At 58.1% G+C, this 17,724-nt stretch carries 15 protein-coding genes; 11 read left to right on the forward strand and 4 right to left on the reverse strand.

From position 1 onward, the window contains the following. Positions 1–164 precede the first annotated feature (164 nt). The 5 genes from J1C54_RS00595 (at position 165) to aceF (ending at position 8,440) form a co-directional block, all read left to right on the forward strand. The gene (locus J1C54_RS00595; protein ID WP_229143884.1) at positions 165–2,450 is read left to right on the forward strand and encodes a DUF1631 domain-containing protein; all 2,286 of its coding nucleotides are present in this window, start codon (positions 165–167) and stop codon (positions 2,448–2,450) included. Positions 2,451–2,537: 87 nt separating this feature from the next. Then, complete coding sequence (gene ampD / locus J1C54_RS00600) at positions 2,538–3,095, forward strand: 1,6-anhydro-N-acetylmuramyl-L-alanine amidase AmpD (RefSeq protein ID WP_229143885.1); 558 nt, start codon at positions 2,538–2,540, stop codon at positions 3,093–3,095. Positions 3,096–3,137: 42 nt separating this feature from the next. Continuing rightward, positions 3,138–3,983: a hypothetical protein gene (locus J1C54_RS00605; RefSeq protein WP_229143886.1), complete on the forward strand. Its 846-nt coding sequence runs from the start codon at positions 3,138–3,140 to the stop codon at positions 3,981–3,983. Between the two features lie 145 nt (positions 3,984–4,128). After that, complete coding sequence (gene aceE, locus J1C54_RS00610) at positions 4,129–6,801, forward strand: pyruvate dehydrogenase (acetyl-transferring), homodimeric type (protein WP_229143887.1); 2,673 nt, start codon at positions 4,129–4,131, stop codon at positions 6,799–6,801. Positions 6,802–6,811: 10 nt separating this feature from the next. Continuing rightward, complete coding sequence (gene aceF / locus J1C54_RS00615; protein ID WP_229143888.1) at positions 6,812–8,440, forward strand: dihydrolipoyllysine-residue acetyltransferase; 1,629 nt, start codon at positions 6,812–6,814, stop codon at positions 8,438–8,440. Between the two features lie 71 nt (positions 8,441–8,511). Here aceF and J1C54_RS00620 read toward each other — a convergent pair whose 3' ends face one another. From J1C54_RS00620 to J1C54_RS00630, 3 genes are all read right to left on the reverse strand, one after another. Further along, complete coding sequence (locus J1C54_RS00620; protein ID WP_229143889.1) at positions 8,512–8,856, reverse strand: hypothetical protein; 345 nt, start codon at positions 8,854–8,856, stop codon at positions 8,512–8,514. An 88-nt stretch (positions 8,857–8,944) separates the two neighbouring features. Further along, on the reverse strand, positions 8,945–9,628 hold the full coding sequence (locus J1C54_RS00625; RefSeq protein ID WP_229143890.1) for a response regulator: 684 nt from the start codon (positions 9,626–9,628) through the stop codon (positions 8,945–8,947). Further along, the gene (locus tag J1C54_RS00630; RefSeq protein ID WP_229143891.1) at positions 9,625–10,947 is read right to left on the reverse strand and encodes an ATP-binding protein; all 1,323 of its coding nucleotides are present in this window, start codon (positions 10,945–10,947) and stop codon (positions 9,625–9,627) included. Before J1C54_RS00630 ends, J1C54_RS00625 begins: the two co-directional genes overlap by 4 nt. Before the next feature lie 94 nt (positions 10,948–11,041). Here J1C54_RS00630 and J1C54_RS00635 point away from each other — a divergent pair, with 94 nt between their 5' ends. The 6 genes from J1C54_RS00635 (at position 11,042) to rimI (ending at position 17,073) form a co-directional block, all read left to right on the forward strand. Beyond that, on the forward strand, positions 11,042–11,782 hold the full coding sequence (locus J1C54_RS00635; protein ID WP_229143892.1) for a hypothetical protein: 741 nt from the start codon (positions 11,042–11,044) through the stop codon (positions 11,780–11,782). Positions 11,783–11,997: 215 nt separating this feature from the next. Further along, positions 11,998–12,600 carry a rhombosortase gene (gene rrtA / locus J1C54_RS00640; RefSeq protein ID WP_229143893.1) on the forward strand — a complete coding sequence of 201 codons (603 nt, stop codon included), beginning with the start codon at positions 11,998–12,000 and terminating at the stop codon, positions 12,598–12,600. Next, on the forward strand, positions 12,558–14,267 hold the full coding sequence (locus J1C54_RS00645; protein WP_229143894.1) for a DUF3592 domain-containing protein: 1,710 nt from the start codon (positions 12,558–12,560) through the stop codon (positions 14,265–14,267). Before rrtA ends, J1C54_RS00645 begins: the two co-directional genes overlap by 43 nt. Before the next feature lie 62 nt (positions 14,268–14,329). Then, on the forward strand, positions 14,330–15,877 hold the full coding sequence (locus J1C54_RS00650) for a 2-isopropylmalate synthase (protein WP_229143895.1): 1,548 nt from the start codon (positions 14,330–14,332) through the stop codon (positions 15,875–15,877). A 3-nt stretch (positions 15,878–15,880) separates the two neighbouring features. Beyond that, a complete protein-coding gene (locus tag J1C54_RS00655) occupies positions 15,881–16,612 on the forward strand; it encodes a hypothetical protein (RefSeq protein ID WP_229143896.1) in 732 nt (243 codons plus the stop codon). Continuing rightward, positions 16,609–17,073, forward strand: a complete 465-nt coding sequence (gene rimI / locus J1C54_RS00660) for a ribosomal protein S18-alanine N-acetyltransferase (protein WP_229143897.1) — start codon at positions 16,609–16,611, stop codon at positions 17,071–17,073. The genes J1C54_RS00655 and rimI overlap by 4 nt, the downstream gene beginning before the upstream one ends. Positions 17,074–17,076: 3 nt before the next feature. On the opposite strand, the gene J1C54_RS00665 is transcribed toward rimI, so the two are convergent. Next, a complete protein-coding gene (locus J1C54_RS00665) occupies positions 17,077–17,610 on the reverse strand; it encodes a hypothetical protein (RefSeq protein ID WP_229143898.1) in 534 nt (177 codons plus the stop codon). Positions 17,611–17,724 lie beyond the last annotated feature (114 nt).

A 17,724-nucleotide genomic window follows, 5' to 3' on the forward strand; every position in this document is an offset into this window, starting at 1 on the left:
GGGGGCTGGCCGGCAAAGGGCTTAGGCGCTGTGGCCCGCTTGTTAGCGCAGGAATGAGGGAGTTCGAGAAATAGTAAGAATAAATAATTATTTGAGAACTACCTCATAATGCTTACTTCTGGCCGGTGATAGTGTGATCACAATATAACCGCCCAGGTGCCCTCGTGGACAAAGTGACGCCGCTGAAAACTGTGAGCCCGGGCCGCCCGCCCAAGCCTCTGCCGCGGCCTGTAGAAAAGGCCAGCGTGCGCGCCTGTGAGCTTCTGGTGGGCTACCTGTGCGATATGCTCGATAGCGCCGATGACAAGCTGTTCGATCTGTCTGAGGGTCAGCAAAGTGGCGCTCTGGATGCCATGCGTGAGCTGCGCCTGAAGCGTGCCGGAGTTGAGTCCGGTTTCCGTCAGGCGCTGGAAAATCAGTTTCGCAGCGCTTACCTCGGTGAAGATGGCTCCTCGGTGCTGGGCAAACTCGATCTGGACAGTCTGTCCCTGGTGCAGGAAGACCAGATGGAAGTGGATCTGGCCATTAATACCATGTCGCGCCGGGTGCGCATGGTCAGCGAAACCCAGTTGCGGGCCTTTAATCACCGGCTTGAATATCTTAGTGAGGGCAAGAGGGAGTTCAGTGAGCGTAATAGCCCGCTGGACCCGGCACAGATTGTTGCCGCTTTCCGCGTCGAGACGGAAAAGCTGGATGTGGATATCAAGACCCGGCTGATCATGTACAAGCTATTTGAGCGGCTGGTGCTTAGTGAGCTGGGCTTCGTTATTACCGAAGCCAACCAGACGCTGATCGACAGCGGTGTGCTGCCAGACATGACGGCGCCACCGATTCGCGCCAGCCGCCAGCCTGGTCAGAGCGTACCTAAAGCTAAAGATAGTGCATCGCAGGTTAATCCGATTGAGTCATTGCTGGGATCGGCAGGTGGCGCTGGGGCGGCGGCAGACCCGGCCGCCCTTTACGCCATGTTTGGCGAATTGCTGGATGCGGTGCGGCTGATCTCGGCGCGTCCGGGGGGCGGGCCGGCGCCTTCCAATATGGCAGTCATGCAAGGCGGCGTGGCCTATGTGAATGGCGCGCCAGTTACCGACCCGGGCCATGTTCGTCAGGTTTCCTCGAATGATCTGGTAGGCATGCTTAATCGTCTGCAGAGAGTGGAAACTTCACTGGAGGAACTTGGTCAGGATGGCCATGATCCGTTGCGCGCTGAAGATATGGATGTCCGGGTTGAGCTATCCAGTCTGCTCGGTGCGGAAGGTGGTGAGGAAGCTGTGCATGCCCTTGATCAGGCAGACGACGCGGTGATTAATCTGGTGTCGATGCTGTTTGATTTTATTTTCGACGATCAGGCGCTGGCCACTGAAATCAAGGCGCTGATCGGCCGTTTGCAGATTCCGTTCCTGAAGACGGCCATCGCTGATAAAAGCTTCTTTAGCAATGAACAACATGCTGCTCGGCAATTTCTTAATACGCTGGCCAAGGCGGGCAGCCAGTGGTCGTCTTCTCAAGGAGTGTCTGATCCGCTTTATCGGTTGATTCGCGAAAGCGTGTTCAAGGTGCTGAATGATTTTGATTTGGATGCGCGCCTGTTCGAGCGCCTGCGTGCGGATATCGAAGATGTGGTAGATCGACAGGAAAGCCAGCGCCAGCGTATCGAAGAGCGCCTGCAGGAAGTGGAGCAAGGTAAGGTGCTGGCCGAGCAGACCCGGCGTATTGTCACCGTGGCCGTGCAGGAACGCATTGGCCAGCGAGCCTTGCCCGCCGTAGCGGCCAGCCTGATTCGAGACGCCTGGCAGCAGGTGCTGTATCTGACCTGTTTGCGTGAGGGCAGTGGCAGCGAGCCGTGGAATCGCTATCTGAAAGTGCTTGAGGTACTGATCTGGAGCGTGCTGCCGAAGAAAGATGATGCAGCGCGGGCCAAGCTGGCTGATTTGGCGCCTAAGTTGATAGTCAGCCTGCGCAAGGGACTTGAAGCTATTGGCTATGACGCTCGCGAGCAGCGCCGGATGCTGGATGAGCTGGTGGTGCTGCATGGCCAGCTGCTGCAGCCCGTCACGGATGTTGAACCGGCCCGCGAAGTAGTAGTGCTGGAGCCGGAGCCGCAAGTGGAGCCCGAGCAGCAAGCTGAACAAGAGGAGGCGGAAGAACTGCCGATTGATCATCCGACTTTGAAAATGGCCTGTACCATGAAGTCCGGAACCTGGATTGATATTGGTGGCGGCGAAGGCAGTAAGCGCCTGCGGTTGGCGGCCAATGTGCGCCATGGCAGCAAGCTGGTGTTTATCAACGCCCGCGGTATCCGCGAGGCGGAGTATTCCGGCATGGCGCTGGCGCTGGCAGTAGAGGCCGGTGAAATCCGTGTAGTAGACGGCAGCCCGCTGTTTGACCGGGCGCTGGAATCGGTGATCGGTGATCTGCGGCGCATGCGGCAACAACCTGTTAGTGCCTGAGCTTTTACTCGGCAGTCAAAGTGTCGATACTGTGGCGACGTTATGTAGGCATATGCTCTGACGTATGCGCCGCTGGAGGACACGCCGTTGCTGACCGTGAAGAACCACTGGGTGATTGAGGCCCGTCACTGTCCATCGCCGAATTTCAATGAGCGTCCGGACACCAACGACATTTCCCTGATTGTGATCCATAACATCAGTTTGCCACCGGCGCAGTTTGGTGGTCCGCATATTGATGAGCTGTTCTGCAATTGTCTTGATCCGCACGCTCACCCCTATTTTGCCGAAATTGCCGCCATGCAAGTGTCATCACACTTTCTTATCCGCCGTGATGGTGAGCTGGTGCAGTATGTGGCCTGCCACCAGCGTGCCTGGCATGCAGGCAAGTCGCAGTGGCAGGGACGGGAAAACTGTAACGACTTTTCTATCGGCATTGAGCTTGAAGGCAGTGATCATGAAGCTTACACAAGCATGCAGTATGCTCGGTTGAACGAGTTGCTCGAAGTGCTGCGGCAACACTACGGGATTCCCCCGCAGGCGCTGGCCGGGCATGATCAGATTGCGCCGGGCAGAAAAACTGACCCGGGGCCAGCGTTTGAGTGGGCCAGGGTGGAAGGGACAGGTGATTCCGGCAAGCTGGCCTGATACCCCCGGCTAACAGACAACGCACAACGGAGAGTGAAACTGATGAAGCTTCTGGTGCTGCTGGTAGTACTTGGATTACGTCGACTGGATGTGGTGTGGCCGGCGTGGCTGGCGGGTGGTGGGCAAATGGAGCGCCTGCAGCAGGCAATCGGCAAGCTGCTGGCGGACAGTACGCCGGACTTGCTGGCCTGGGCCGTTCGGGTGGCATTGCCGTCACTGCTGGTTGCCATCCTGATGCTGGTGCTGCATGACTTGCTCTGGGGGCTGGCCGGCTGGTTGGCCGGCGGACTGTTGCTGCTGGCATTACTGGGGCCGGAAAGCGAGTTCCGCCATCTTGATGACATGCTGGTGCGTGGCCGGATGAACGATCCGGATACGCTGGGCAATCTGGCAACGGAGCATTTTGGCGCCGAGGGTAAGCCCGGCGATGACGGCTATTTTGCCGAGTTAATGATGCGCATTTTGCACCGCGACAGCGGTCATCTGTTTGCCACCGTATTTTTTCTGATGGCGTTGGGTTACTGGGCGGCCTTCTTGTATCTGGCCAATCGTTGGTTGATGAGCCGTTCATCAGCACCCGGGCAGCAGGCCGCGCTGACCGTGGACGCAGCCATGTTTTGGCTGCCATCGCGGCTGCTGATTCTGGTCATGGCCCTGGCGGGAGATTTCCGTCGGGTGATGGATGCCGTGGATGGCCGCATGTTGCAGCTGGAAGACAATCGTCAGGTTCTGGAAGACGCCACTATCGCTGCGCTGGATCTTGGTGAGGCACCGGATCAGGACGATCTGCCAGCGGGTGTGGATATGCTCGAAGCGCTGCAGTCCCTGTTGCTGCGCTGTCTTGCCCTGTGGCTCATTCTGGCGGCGATCTGGATCATGCTGGTCTGACATTTTTTTACACGAACCTGTCCTTGCCGGCCATTAGTCACGGCGCCATACTCTCCTAGACGGTGTGTTTACCCACACACCGCTCAGCTCTGCGGCAGGCCGGTGACCCCGGCCCGTTGTTTCACGCGACCAAGGACAGATAGCCATGACGCGCAGCTTTTTTGATGATCAGGACCCGGCGGAAACCCGTGAGTGGCTTGATTCACTGAACTCCGTAATTGAACAGGAAAGCCCGGAAAGGGCCGGTTGGTTGATTGATCGACTGTCCGATACCGCCTCCGAATTGGGCATCTACCGCAAGCATCTATATACCCCTTATCTCAATACCATCTCGCCGGAAAGGCAGCAGCCGTTACCCGGCGACATGATGATGGAGCGGCGTATCCGTTCACTGGTGCGCTGGAATGCGCTTGCTATGGTGATGCGGGCCAACATGAACGACGATGATCTGGGCGGCCATATCGCCACGTTTGCCTCATCGGCGACGCTCTATGACATTGGCTTCAATCACTTTTTTCGCGCCGCTACGGATACCTTTGGCGGTGACCTGATTTATTACCAGGGGCATTCCGCACCAGGTATTTACGCTCAAGCTTTTCTTGAAGGGCGGCTGACAGAAGAGCAGCTGAATAATTATCGCCGCGAGGTGGATGGTGCTGGTTTGTCGTCCTATCCGCACCCCTGGCTGATGCCGGATTTCTGGCAGTTTCCCACGGTGTCCATGGGCCTTGGTGCGATTCAGGCGATCTACCAGGCCCACTTCATGAAGTATATGGAGCATCAGGAGCTGATCCCGGCCCAGCAGCGTAAGGTCTGGGCTTTCCTCGGCGACGGCGAAATGGACGAGCCGGAATCTCTCGGCGCATTGGCTTTGGCCGGGCGAGAAAAACTGGATAACCTGATTTTTGTGGTGAACTGTAATTTGCAGCGCCTGGATGGCCCAGTGCGTGGTAACGGCAAGATTATTCAGGAGCTGGAAGGTCTGTTCCGCGGCGCCGGATGGAATGTTATCAAGGTGATCTGGGGGCGGCGCTGGGATCAGTTGCTGGCCCGTGATCACAAAGGACTGTTACGTCGGCGCATGGAAGAGTGCGTTGACGGTGAATATCAGGCCTACAAGAAAAACGGCGGCGCCTACACGCGGGAACATTTCTTTGGCAAATACCCGGAGCTCAAGGAGATGGTGGCGCATCTCTCTGACGATGAAATCACGGACTTGAACCGTGGTGGACACGACCCCTACAAGGTCTACGCGGCCTATCATGAAGCAGCTAATAGCACTGGCCGGCCAACGGTAATTCTGGCGAAAACCATCAAGGGTTATGCCACTGGTGCGGGCGAGGCAGTGAACAAAGCCCACCAGATGAAAAAGCTGGATATGGAGTCGCTGAAGGACTTCCGCGACCGCTTCAATATGCCGTTTACTGATGAACAGCTTGAAGATGTGCCGTTCTATCGGCCGGCGCAAGACAGCCCGGAAATGCGCTACATGCGTGAGCGCCGGGCGGAGCTGGGCGGTGGTGTTTTACCTGCGCGGCGAAGCAGCTCTTCGGAAAGGCTGCCAGTACCACCCTTATCGGCCTTTAAACAATTTATCGAAGAAGGCAGCGGTGAGCGGGAAATCTCTACCACCATGGCGTTTGTGCGCATGTTGTCGACGCTGATCAAGCAGCCGGGCATCGGTGATCGCGTGGTGCCCATTGTTCCGGACGAAGCACGTACTTTTGGTATGGAAGGCATGTTCCGTCAGCTGGGTATCTACTCTTCAGAAGGGCAGAAATACCAGCCGGAGGATGCCGGTCAGGTGATGTATTACCGGGAAGATAAAAAGGGCCGGATTCTGGAAGAGGGCATTAACGAGGCGGGAGCCATGTCTGCCTGGATTGCCGCCGGCACCAGCTATTCGGTGCACGACAAGCCGATGATTCCGTTTTATATCTATTACTCCATGTTCGGCTTCCAGCGTATCGGCGATCTGGCCTGGGCCGCTGGTGACAGTCAGGCCAAGGGCTTTTTGCTGGGCGCTACCGCCGGACGTACCACCTTGAACGGTGAAGGCCTGCAGCATCAGGATGGCCATAGTCATTTGCTGGCCAGCACCATTCCGAACTGCATCGGTTACGACCCGACTTACGCCTACGAGCTGGCGGTAATCCTGCAGGATGGTCTGAGGCGCATGTATGGCGAGCAGGAGAAGGTGTTTTATTACCTTACCTTGATGAACGAAAACTATGTTCACGGAGTGATGCCCAAGGGCGCAGAGAAAGGCATTTTGCGTGGCATGTATCCGTTGAAAAAGGCGGCAGCAAAAGGTAAGTCGAAACTGCATGTGCAGTTACTGGGCAGCGGCACTATTTTGCGTGAGGTAGAAGCCGCTGCGGAAATTCTGCAGCAAGACTTTGCAGTAGCTGCCGACATCTGGAGCGTCACCAGCTTTACCGAACTGCGTCGCGAAGGCATGCGGGTGGACCGCGATAACCTGCTGCATGCGGACAAACCGGCCAAGACCTGCTGGGTGCAGGATTGTCTCAAGGATGCCAAGGGGCCGGTGATTACCGCCACCGACCATATGAAGTTGCAGGGCGATCTGATCAGGCCATGGATCAGGCAGCGTTATGTGGTACTCGGCACAGACGGTTTTGGCCGCAGTGATTCGCGCCAGAAGCTGCGCCAGTTCTTTGAAGTGGACCGCTATTTTATCGCGCTGGCGGCGTTGAAAGCGCTGGCAGATGAGGGGCAGATGGACGGCAAGCAGGTTGTCGCTGCGATGAAAAAATTTGGCATCGATGCCAACAAACCCTACCCGCCGCTGCATTGAGGAGAACAGCATGAGCATGGAAACCGTGCGCGTGCCGGATATCGGCAGCGATGATGCAGTGGATGTGATTGAAGTACCGGTCAAGGCTGGAGACCAGCTGGAGCAGGAAGCCACCATTGTGGTGCTGGAGTCGGATAAAGCCACCGTGGAAGTGCCTCTGCCGAAGGCTGGCAAGGTTAGCAAGGTGCTGGTGAAAACCGGCGACCGGGTGAAGCAGGGCGATGCACTGCTGGAACTGGAGCTAAGTGAGGTAGAGAAGAGCAAGCTGGAGGAAAAGCCCGAGCCGGACAGTCAGCCTGCTGTGGCAAAGAAGGCGCCGCCGGTTGCAGCTACGGCTAGTAAAGCGGCTGGCGCCGACGGTGAACTTCGGGTGCCCGATCTGGGTGATATTGATGGCGCCGAGATTATTGAGCTACTGATCAAGGAAGGCGACCAAGTCAACGTTGATCAGATTGTTGCGGTGCTGGAGTCGGACAAGGCCTCGGTGGAAATTCCGGCGCTGGCCTCTGGTGTGCTGAGCAAGCTGTCAGTCAAAGTAGGCGATAAGCTGAAAACTGGCGACTTGCTCGGCCTGCTGTCTGGTGTTTCGGAGACTGCAGCGCGGGCATCGGCGGCAGAACCGCAATCGGCTCCACCGCCGACCTCGCAAGACACTGAGCAAGGGACGCCGGCAGAGCCAGCGGCAGCGCCCCAGTCTGCAGTGAAAATCCCCGAGCTGTCGGTGGCTTCGTCCTCGCAGCCGGTACACGCAGGGCCTGGGGTACGCAAACTGGCCCGTGAGCTGGGAGTGGATTTGGCGCCGATCAAAGGCACAGGGCCACGAAAACGTATTCTTCAGGAAGATGTGCATGCCTGGGTTAAGCAGAAGCTTGCCCAGTCGCAATCGACTGTGTCGGCAGGAGGTGTATTGCCAGCCCTGCCGGAAATTGATTTCAGTCGATTTGGTGACATCGAGCGGGTAGAGCTGAACAAGCTGCGTAAAGTGGCTGCAGCTAACCTGCACCGTAGCTGGCTAACCATTCCCCATGTTACCCAGCACGATGACGCGGATATCACCGAGCTGGAAGCATTTCGACAAAGTGAAAATCAGCGTCTGAAAAATGAAGGCGTAAAACTGACCATGCTGGCTTTCCTGGTGCGTGCCTGCGCTGTGGCGCTGCACAAGTTCCCCCGTTTCAACAGTTCGCTGACGGTGGATGGCGAAGTGCTAATCGAGAAGCGCTACGTGCATATCGGTGTGGCGGTAGAAACGGAAAACGGTTTGATGGTGCCAGTGCTGCGCGATGCGGATAAGAAAGGCATCGTGCAGATTGCTGCGGAAGTATCCGAGTTGGCTGCCAAAGCACGCAATCGCAAGCTCACTCCCGCGGATATGCAGGGTGGCACTTTCAGTATTTCATCGCTGGGTGGAATTGGTGGCACGGCGTTTACACCGATCGTTAACTGGCCTGAAGTGGCGATTCTCGGGGTCAGTAAATCGGAAATGAAACCGCGTTGGAATGGTAAGGATTTTGAGCCCCGGCTGATGCTGCCGTTATCCCTGTCCTATGATCATCGGGTCATTGATGGGGCAGACGCGGCCCGGTTTATAACCTTCGTTAATCAGTTGCTGACGGATATGCGACGGGCGCTGTTGTAGTGGTGAATTGTAGCAGTGAGTTGTGACAGCACGGCAGGAGCAGCCAGGCCAGCTGCTCCTGCCGTGTGCTATTACTGCTTCATTTTCTCGCCGCGCTTTTCCTTCATTTCGCTTTTGCGCTCCTCCCATCGTTCCTTGCGCTGTTCCTGCATGGTAGCCATCTTGGCGCGCTGTTCTTCGTTCAGAACAGCATTCACCCGTTCATGGGTCTTGCCGCGCAGCGCTTCCATTTCTTCACGATGCTCCCTGAAGATCTTGTCTATCTGTGTTTTTTGCTGGGCAGATAGATCCAGGTTCTTTTGCATGCGCTCAAGGGCATGTTCCTGAAAGCGGTCCTGATCCGGCTGGGCGTTGGCCAATAGCGGAGTGGCGGCCAGAGGTGCGGCAATTAGCAGAGCAAGTAGTGTCTTCTTCATGTTGTGTCTCCCGAATGATTGTGTCTACCCAGACATCATGGCCGCAGAATGTGCAACGAATACGCAAGCACCGGGCAGGGATAGGGGATTATTCAGCGGTTTCCGGACTGAGGCTGCCAAGCCGGTAGCCGGCGCCATAGACTGAGTCGATAAACGGGATGCCGGGAAAGCGCTCGGCCAGTTTCTGGCGCAGCTTTTTCACATGGCTGTCGATGGTGCGATCACTGACGATGCGGTGGTCGTCGTAGATCCGGTCCATCAACTGCTGGCGCGAACGGATATAGCCCGGGTGGTCCGCCAGCGCCTGCATCAGGGCAAACTCCACGGCGGTCAGGGAAAGTGTCTGGCCGGCCAGACTAATGGTCAGGCGGTCCGCATCCAGTTGCAGATTACTGTCATTGCTGGCGGGCTGCTGCAGGCGGCGCAGAATTACCTTGATGCGGGCGATTACTTCGCGGGGGCTGAAGGGCTTGCAGATATAGTCGTCGGCACCCAGTTCCAGACCCAACAGGCGGTCCAGTTCGTCCACTTTGGCGCTGATAATCAAAATCGGTACGCTGCTAAAACGGCGCATCTCCTTGCACACGTCCAGACCATCGCCATCCGGTAGCATCAAGTCGAGCAGCACCACATCAGCGCCCTGATCGCGCAAGTGTTGCAGGCCTGCGGCACCACGCTGACAAACCGTTGGCTCAAAGCCCGCGTGGCGGCAATAGTCCGATAGCAGGCTGGCCAGTTTGTCCTCATCTTCGATAATCAGTACCCGGGTCATGGGGATTTTCTCAGGTTTACGGTGATTTGCAGGCCGCCCAGTGGTGATGCGGCTGCAGTAATATTGCCTCCATGGGCCTCGGCGATGCGCCGGCACAGGGCCAGACCAAGACCGGCGCCGCCCAGTTCCCGATTGCGCGAACTCTCCACCCGGAACAGGCGCTCGAACAGTTTGTCGTGATTCTGCTCGGCAACGCCGGGAGCGCTGTCGGCCAGGGTCAGTTGTATTCCCTCGGCGGTGCTTTGCAGCGAAACCTGAATCTGGCCGCCACGGTCGGTGTACTTGATGCTGTTGTCGAGCAGGTTATCAATCAGCTGGCGCAGACGGGTGGCATCCCCTTGCATCATTACAGGCTGGGAATCAGCTTGCAGGGAAAGCTGCAGCGCATGATCAGCAAGGCGTCCGCCCATGGCCTGCAGGGCGTCTTGCAAAAGTGCTTTCAGGTCGAGGCGGACAAACCGGTAGCGCAGCGCACCGGCATCCGCCAGGGCGAGATCGTGCAGGTCATCAAGCAGGTGCCGCAGGTGCAATACCTCCTGATGTAGCGAGGCCAGACGCTGTGGGTCCGGGGCGCGGATTCCATCAACCAGCGCCTCAAGCTCGCCCTGCAGCACCGCCACCGGGGTGCGCAGTTCATGGGAGATATCCGCCAGCCAACGCTCCCGGGCGGTGCTGGATGCGGCCAGCGAGTGGGCCAGTCGGTTCATGCTGCGGATCAGATCACCCAGTTCGTCGTCGCGCTGCTCGGGCAAGCGGGCCTGATACTCACCGTCACTGAGTCGTCGTGCCAGTGCCGCGCTTTGCTCAATGGGCCTGAGCAACTGGCGTGACAGCAACCAGGTGCCGATAAGGGCCAGCAGCAGGGCGGGCAGGATAATGCGGATCAGGGTTTCTATCTGACTGTCGCGGAAATTGCGCGCCAGACGGTCGCGGTGGCGACTGGCACTGGGCACGCCAACCCAACCGACCACCTCGGTGAAGACTTCAATGGGGTATAGCACCAGTTCATCTTCCGGTAACTGCGGTCCGAATAAAGGCATGCGCTCGGCATCCAGCAGCACCAGGTTATCCGGCGGCTGATTGCGACCATCCTCTTCTGCCCAGATCAGCAGGCGCAGGCCAATGCCGTCAAAATCGCCACGCTCGCTGTAGTAACCGGACAGATCGGCGGCAATCTCGCTGAGCAATGACTGGCGGCGCTCGTTGAGAAAGCGGTCCAGGCCACGTTCGAAGCCGAACTGGAATAGCCCGGCCATGGTTAGTACCAGCACAACACTGACTGACAGCAGGGTTATAAAGACACGGGTTCGCAGACGCATAGGGAGCGGGCATAGCTTCGATATCTTGTATGCTAGCCGGATTCTGGTCTGATAGGGCAGCTTGCACAGTTTTTCCTTGATCGGGAGGAGCGTTATGGCGCCAAGGGTTAAAGCATTTCTGCTGCATTTGGCAATCAGTGTTGCGATCATTGCTGCAGTGCTGATGCTGGTTTTTGTGTTCTGGTATCCGGCCCCGTTTTTTGATTACGAAGGTGCCTGGGGGCCTTTGCGAATCCTCATTTCAGTGGACCTTATCCTTGGTCCATTACTGACGTTGCTGGTGTTCAAGCCGGGCAAGCGCTGGTTGTGGCTGGATATGGCGTTCATTTTTTTGCTGCAGATTAGTGCGCTTTTGTATGGTGCCTACGCGCTCTGGTCCCAGCGCCCGTTAGTGATGGCGTTTGCGGTGGACGGTTTCTATGTGGTCAACCCCAAAGACCTGGCTGAGCGAGAGCTGCCGGGCTGGCTGATCAGCGAGCGTTCCTGGCGGGGACCGGCACCGGTGTTTGCCGAACTTGTCGATGACCCGGACTATCTGCTGAAAGTCATGCTGGACGGTGCCCCGGACATTCAGGCGCTGCCCGGGCAGTACCGCCGGCTGGAAGAGAAGGTGCCGCTAATGGCGCCCCGGGCCTACGACCTGCAGGCACTGGCTGCACTGCATCCTGAGGTGGCGCAGGCCATCGCCGGTCTGGACCCCGGTGTTTTGGCCGAGAGTATGGCGCTGCCGGTATATGGAATGCTGAAGACTGGCACGGTGCTGGCAGACCGGGAAACCGGGAGGCCCCGGTATTATCTGGATTTGGACCTGCCGGCGCTGCTGCCGGAGCAATAAAAAAAACGGCGCCCAGAGGGCGCCGGTAAATACTTTGCTCGGGAGAGCTTCACGGAGATTAACTCCATACCCGGCCGAAGCCGAGGTGTACAAGTGTACATAATAGAGTCACTGTGACATTCGCCGCTAAGACCGATGTGCGGTTTTTTCGGCCAACCTGACCTGAGCGGGTTGATCCGGGTATGCTTGCCCTCCAACCTCCCACCGGATTCGTTATGCACACTGCCGATCCCGCTCTGCGCTGGCATGTTTTTGCCCTGATTGCCCTGATGCTGGTGCTTGGTCTGTTCCATGAGGCGGTTAACCCATGGCTGGAATACCAGCGCAGTGAGGTTGCCAATGGCCAGCTATGGCGGCTGGTTACCGGCCACCTGGTGCATATGAACCTGTGGCACATGGGCATGAATATGGCCGGCTTCCTGCTGTGCTGGCTGTTCTTCCCTGATCTGCTAACCCGGCGGCGGCTGTGGGTATGGCTGGGGGTGTCGATTCCGCTGGTGAGTGCCGGTTTCTGGTTCCTGGATCCCCAGCTGCAGGGCTATGTGGGGTTTTCCGGGGTACTGCATGGTTTGCTGGTGATGTGCTTGCTGACCGGCCTGTCCGGTCATCCCAAGTTGCATGGCCTGACGCTGCTGGTGGTGATCGGCCGGCTGACCTGGGAGCAGACGCCGGGGTATAACGTCAATTATCTGGTCGATACCATCGGTGGGTCGGTGTACGTCAATGCGCACCTGTATGGCTCGTTGGTGGGGGCAGTGCTTGGGGGGATTTTCTGGTGGCAGGAAAGAAAGCGAAGGCTGGTCGAAGCTGGGGAGTAGCCCTGTTTGGCCTGCCATTTCTATTGGCGGGGCTGGTGGTGCTGGTGGTCAGTCCACTGGATACCCTGCGGTTGCATTTTGTCAGTGGCGGCTGGGTGCAGGTGCCGGCCACCCTGAATAACATTGATGTGATCAGCTCGCGCGGGTCGGACTCCACTACCTATCGGATTGCTGGCAGTTATTCCTACACCTTCGCCGGCAGACATCATCACAGCAGTCGCATCAGTTATGACACCGGCAGTGACAATATTGGCAACGATCACTACGACATTGTGTCGCGGATAAAAAGTAGTCAGCAGCGCGGCACGCTGACTGCCTGGGTGAATCCGGCACAGCCCGATCAGTCGTTTCTGGTAAGGGAGCTGCGCTGGAAGAAAGTTTTGTTCAGTAGTGTTTTCGGACTTATTTTTGCCGGCATTGGTGCCTTTATCATGGTGTTCGGGCTACGCAAACCCGGTCCGCCTTCGGTGGTAATAAACGGGGTAACGATGACCGCACCAGTGTATTCCAGTGAGAAACATGGCTACTGGATATGGTGGGTGTTTGGCTCCCTGTTTGTGCTTATGCCGTTGCCGGCGCTGATCGATTTACCGGCGGAGCTGGGCAAGGAAAACTACCTGATTCTGTTGGTGCTGCTTTTCCCGCTGGTGGGAGGCTGGTTGATCTGGCTGGGTATTCGAACCTTTCGTAACTGGCGTCACTATGGCCCGTTACCCGTGCAGATGGATCCGGCTCCCGGTCAGATCGGTGGTGATATCGGTGGCACTATTGAGCTGCGTGAGCCGTGGCGTCTGGAAAACCCTTACCGGCTGACATTGCAGTGCCTGCGCTCCAAGGTGACAGGTAGCGGCAAGAACCGCAGCCGCCGTGAGTCGCTGGTATGGCAGCAGGAGCTGGTGCCATTTGCCGAGGCCAGCGCTGTCGGCACCCTGCTACAGTTTGTCTTTACCCCACCGGCACATCTGCCGGAAAGCGAGGCGGTCAGTAATGACTACCACCTGTGGCGGTTGTTGCTGTGCGGGCCGGACAAGCCGGTCAAGCTGGAGCGTACCTATACCGTGCCCGTGGTAAAAGGCACGGTTCGTTCGCGGGTAGATATCCCCAGCCGACATATTGAGGAGCAGAGTGCCAAGGCCAGAATTCGGGCGCTGCAATCCGCGGATAGCCAGATCCAGCTGACCCAGCTGGGCGATGGCGTACGTTTGCACTCTCCCTTCGGCCTGCACCTGGGCATGAAACTGATGCTGTTGCTGCTTGGTGTGGTATTTGCCGGCGCCGCAGCCTTCCTCAGCTATAAGGCACTGGAGGAGGGCGGCATGTTGTGGCTGATGGCGGTGGTGTTCTCCCTGTTCGGTTACCCGATGCTGCTGGGCGGCCTGTTTACGGTGGGCCGCTCACTGACCACCGAAATCCGCGCCGGACAAATACGCACCGTGCGGCGCTGGTTTGGCATACCACTCTGGCGTCGCCAGATGGAGCTGTTACGGGCCGACCAGCTGAAGCTGGCGCAAGGGGTAAAGAGCAACAATGGTCGCCGTCATACCGAGTACCTGCATCTGGAGGCACAGGACCAGAGCCGCAAGATACGGCTGGCGGAGGATATCAGCGGCCGCGAGGCGGCCGAGGCGCTGCGCGCTAGCTTGATACGCCTGCTGGGGCTGCACTGATTCTGCTAGACTTGGCCGATTAGCTGGCGGCCACGGGGCCACCGCAGTATTCCGGAGAACCCATGAGCAAAGATCGCCTGATCATTTTCGATACCACCCTGCGCGACGGCGAGCAGAGCCCCGGCGCAACCATGGATCGCGACGAGAAATTGCGCATTGCCCGGGCCCTTGAGCGCCTCAAGGTGGATGTCATCGAGGCCGGTTTTGCCATCGCCAGCCAGGGCGACTTCGAGTCGGTCAAGGCGATTGCCGAAACCATCAAGGATTCCACCGTATGCTCATTGGCGCGGGCCAAGGACGCGGATATCGACCGTGCTGGCGAAGCCTTGAAAAATGCAGCCAGTGGTCGCATCCATACCTTTATTGCCACCAGCCCGATCCATATGCAGCACAAGCTGCGCATGCAGCCAGATGATGTGGTGGAAGCGGCAGTAAAGGCGGTGAAATATGCCCGCAATCTGTGTGCCGATGTGGAATTTTCCTGTGAGGATGCAGGCCGTTCGGAGATCGACTTCCTGTGTCGCATTATCGAGAAGGTAATCGACGCCGGTGCGCGCACCATCAATATTCCTGACACCGTTGGCTACGCCATTCCGGAACAGTTCGGCCACACCATTGGCCAGCTCATCGAGCGTATTCCCAACAGTCACAAAGCAGTGTTCTCGGTGCATTGCCATAATGATCTTGGTTTGGCTGTGGCCAACTCGCTGGCGGCGGTGCTCAACGGTGCCCGGCAGGTGGAGTGCACCATCAATGGTTTGGGCGAGCGTGCCGGTAATGCCTCTCTGGAAGAGATTGTCATGGCGGTGCGCACCCGGGGCGACCTGTTCCCGGTAGAAACCCGTATTGACACCACCGGCATCGTTCCAGCGTCGCGACTGGTGTCCACCATTACCGGTTTTCCGGTGCAGCCAAACAAGGCCATTGTCGGTGCCAATGCCTTCGCCCATGAATCCGGTATCCATCAGGATGGCGTTCTCAAGCACCGGGAAACCTACGAAATCATGCGCGCCGAAGATGTCGGCTGGAACACCAACCGCATGGTGCTCGGAAAGCACTCTGGTCGTGCTGCGTTTCGAGCTCGCCTGGAAGAACTTGGCATCAGTTTTGATACCAATGAAGCGCTTAACGATACCTTCCAACGCTTCAAGGATCTGGCCGATAAAAAGCACGAAGTGTTTGATGAAGATTTGCAGGCACTGGTCAGCGATGTGAAAAAAGCGGCGGAAGACGAGCGCTATAAACTGGTGCTGCTGGACGTCGCCTCAAAGACCGGTGAAACCCCGGAAGCACGAGTGGTGCTGAATGTGGACGGCAGCGAAGTGGAAGCCAGCTGCGAAGGAGCCGGCCCGGTGGATGCCACCTTCCGCGCCATTGAGCAGATCGCGCAAAGCGACTCCATGTTGCAGTTGTACTCGGTCAATGCCATTACCTCTGGCACCGACAGTCAGGGTGAGGTCACCGTGCGGCTGGAGCGGGGCGGACGCATCGTTAACGGGCATGGTGCCGACACGGACATTATTACCGCCTCGGCGAAAGCCTACCTGGATGCCCTAAACCATATTGCGGCTGGCGTGCCACGCGCCCACCCGCAGGCAGCGGATGTCTGATTAATGGAAGAGCGGCTGCGTCAGCGATATCTCAAGCAGATGGGCTTTACTCCCTGGGTGGCGGCGGTGCCATTGCCGGGGGCGGCACCATCGCCGCTACTCGACATCGAGCCGCTGCCAGAGCTCAATGCGCTGCCTGATATCAAGCCAGAGTCGCCGGGCGTTCAGCAGGGCATGCCGGAGCAAGTGGCTGCGCTACTGAAAGCCGACGAAAAGCCCAGGCTGGCTGCGCCGCCGGTTCAGTCTTCTGACAAGACTGCCCCTGCTGTTAGTGAGCCCGTTGCTGCGCCGTCGTTGACGTTTACCCTGCAAGCTCATCGTGGCGCCCAGATACATCTGTGGGCCGAGCAACAGCAAGCTGATGCCCCCGGACTTAACCGCGAAGAGCTGCAGCAGTTGGCGGCCCTGCTGAAATTGTTTGGCGGCACCGTGAGCAGCGATGCGAAACGGTTCTTCTGTGCGCCCACTGCGGGTAAGCCGATGACCGCCGAGAACGTTCGGCCCATGTTTGATGCTTTCTTGAGTGGCATGCTTGGTCGTCAGGGTGAAATAAAACTGCTGCTATGCGCCCGTGAAGAAACGGTGCAGGCGCTGTTCAACAGTCCCCGTTACCAGCCAGTGGTGCGCGGCCAGATCACCCTGCTGCCGGTCAGCAGCCTGACAGAAATGCTGGCCGATCCGGCGGCCCATAAAGTGCCCAGCTGGAAGGCGATGCAAACCCACGGCTTTGTATGACCGCTCTGCACGCTGGCTTTCAACTGCGCACTATGGGTGACAATGACTTGCCCGCAGTGGTGGCCATCGAAGATGCCACCCAGCCCACCCCCTGGACCGAGCAGGTGTTCCGCGATTGTTTTAACTCCCACTATGACTGTCGGGTAATTGCGCGCGATGGCGACATTGCCGGCTTTGCCGTGCTGTCCTCGGTGCTGGACGAAGTACACCTTTTAAATATCGCCGTGGCCCCGGCCATGCAACGCCGTGGGCTGGCCTGGGCGGCACTGCGGGAGCTTATTGCCGATTATCAGCAGCGCAGCATGGGATATATCTATCTGGAAGTACGCGCCAGCAATCAGGGTGCCCGGCAGCTTTACGAGCGGCTTGGCTTTCAGCTTAACGGCGAGCGGAAAAACTACTACCGCACAGTCGATGGCCGCGAAGATGCCATCCTCATGAGCCTCGCATTGCAGCACTGAGGCTCAGGCTGTCTGGATGCGTTTTTGCAAGGCGCCGGGCAGGGCTTCCAGTGGCGGACTAATGCTGTCGCGCACCACACGTTCCACCGCCGGCATAATGGTGCGAGCCAGCAGTTTCGGAACTCCCGGCAACTGGTGGGGAGTGACATCAAGATCGCCGACAAAGCTCATTCGAGTTCCCTCGCCACAGGCATCAAGGACAAACTCGCCGCGGCAGTTAAATAGCTCGCGCAGCCCCTCGCTATAAAACAAAAACTCCACCCGGCGCATGTGGTGGTGCCAATGGGTGTCGGAGCGTACCTCGTCCAGCAGATCACGCAAAAACGGCCGCGCCACGGCCGGCACCACGCTGTGCTCAATGCCCCAGGCAAAGTCTATGCGCGCCGGGCCATCCGCTCCGGCCTGCCGGGTGAGTTCACGGATATGACGGACATGGGGCAGGTCCGCCGGCATCAGACTGAGATCCTGATGCAGGGACTGCCACGCCTGATCAAGATCGACGGCGATGATCTGTTCGAAACGCAGGGCAATAGTCATCCGCCCATTGGAACGAAAAAGCGGGCCGAACACCACCCTGATGATGCCGCGCGCCTACATCCGCTGAGGTGATCCTGTATACTGCCGCCCTTTATTGCCGACCCCCTTTTGAGT

This window comes from Alcanivorax sp. 1008 (genome assembly GCF_020667895.1).
Classification (GTDB): Bacteria; Pseudomonadota; Gammaproteobacteria; order Pseudomonadales; family Alcanivoracaceae; genus PGZG01.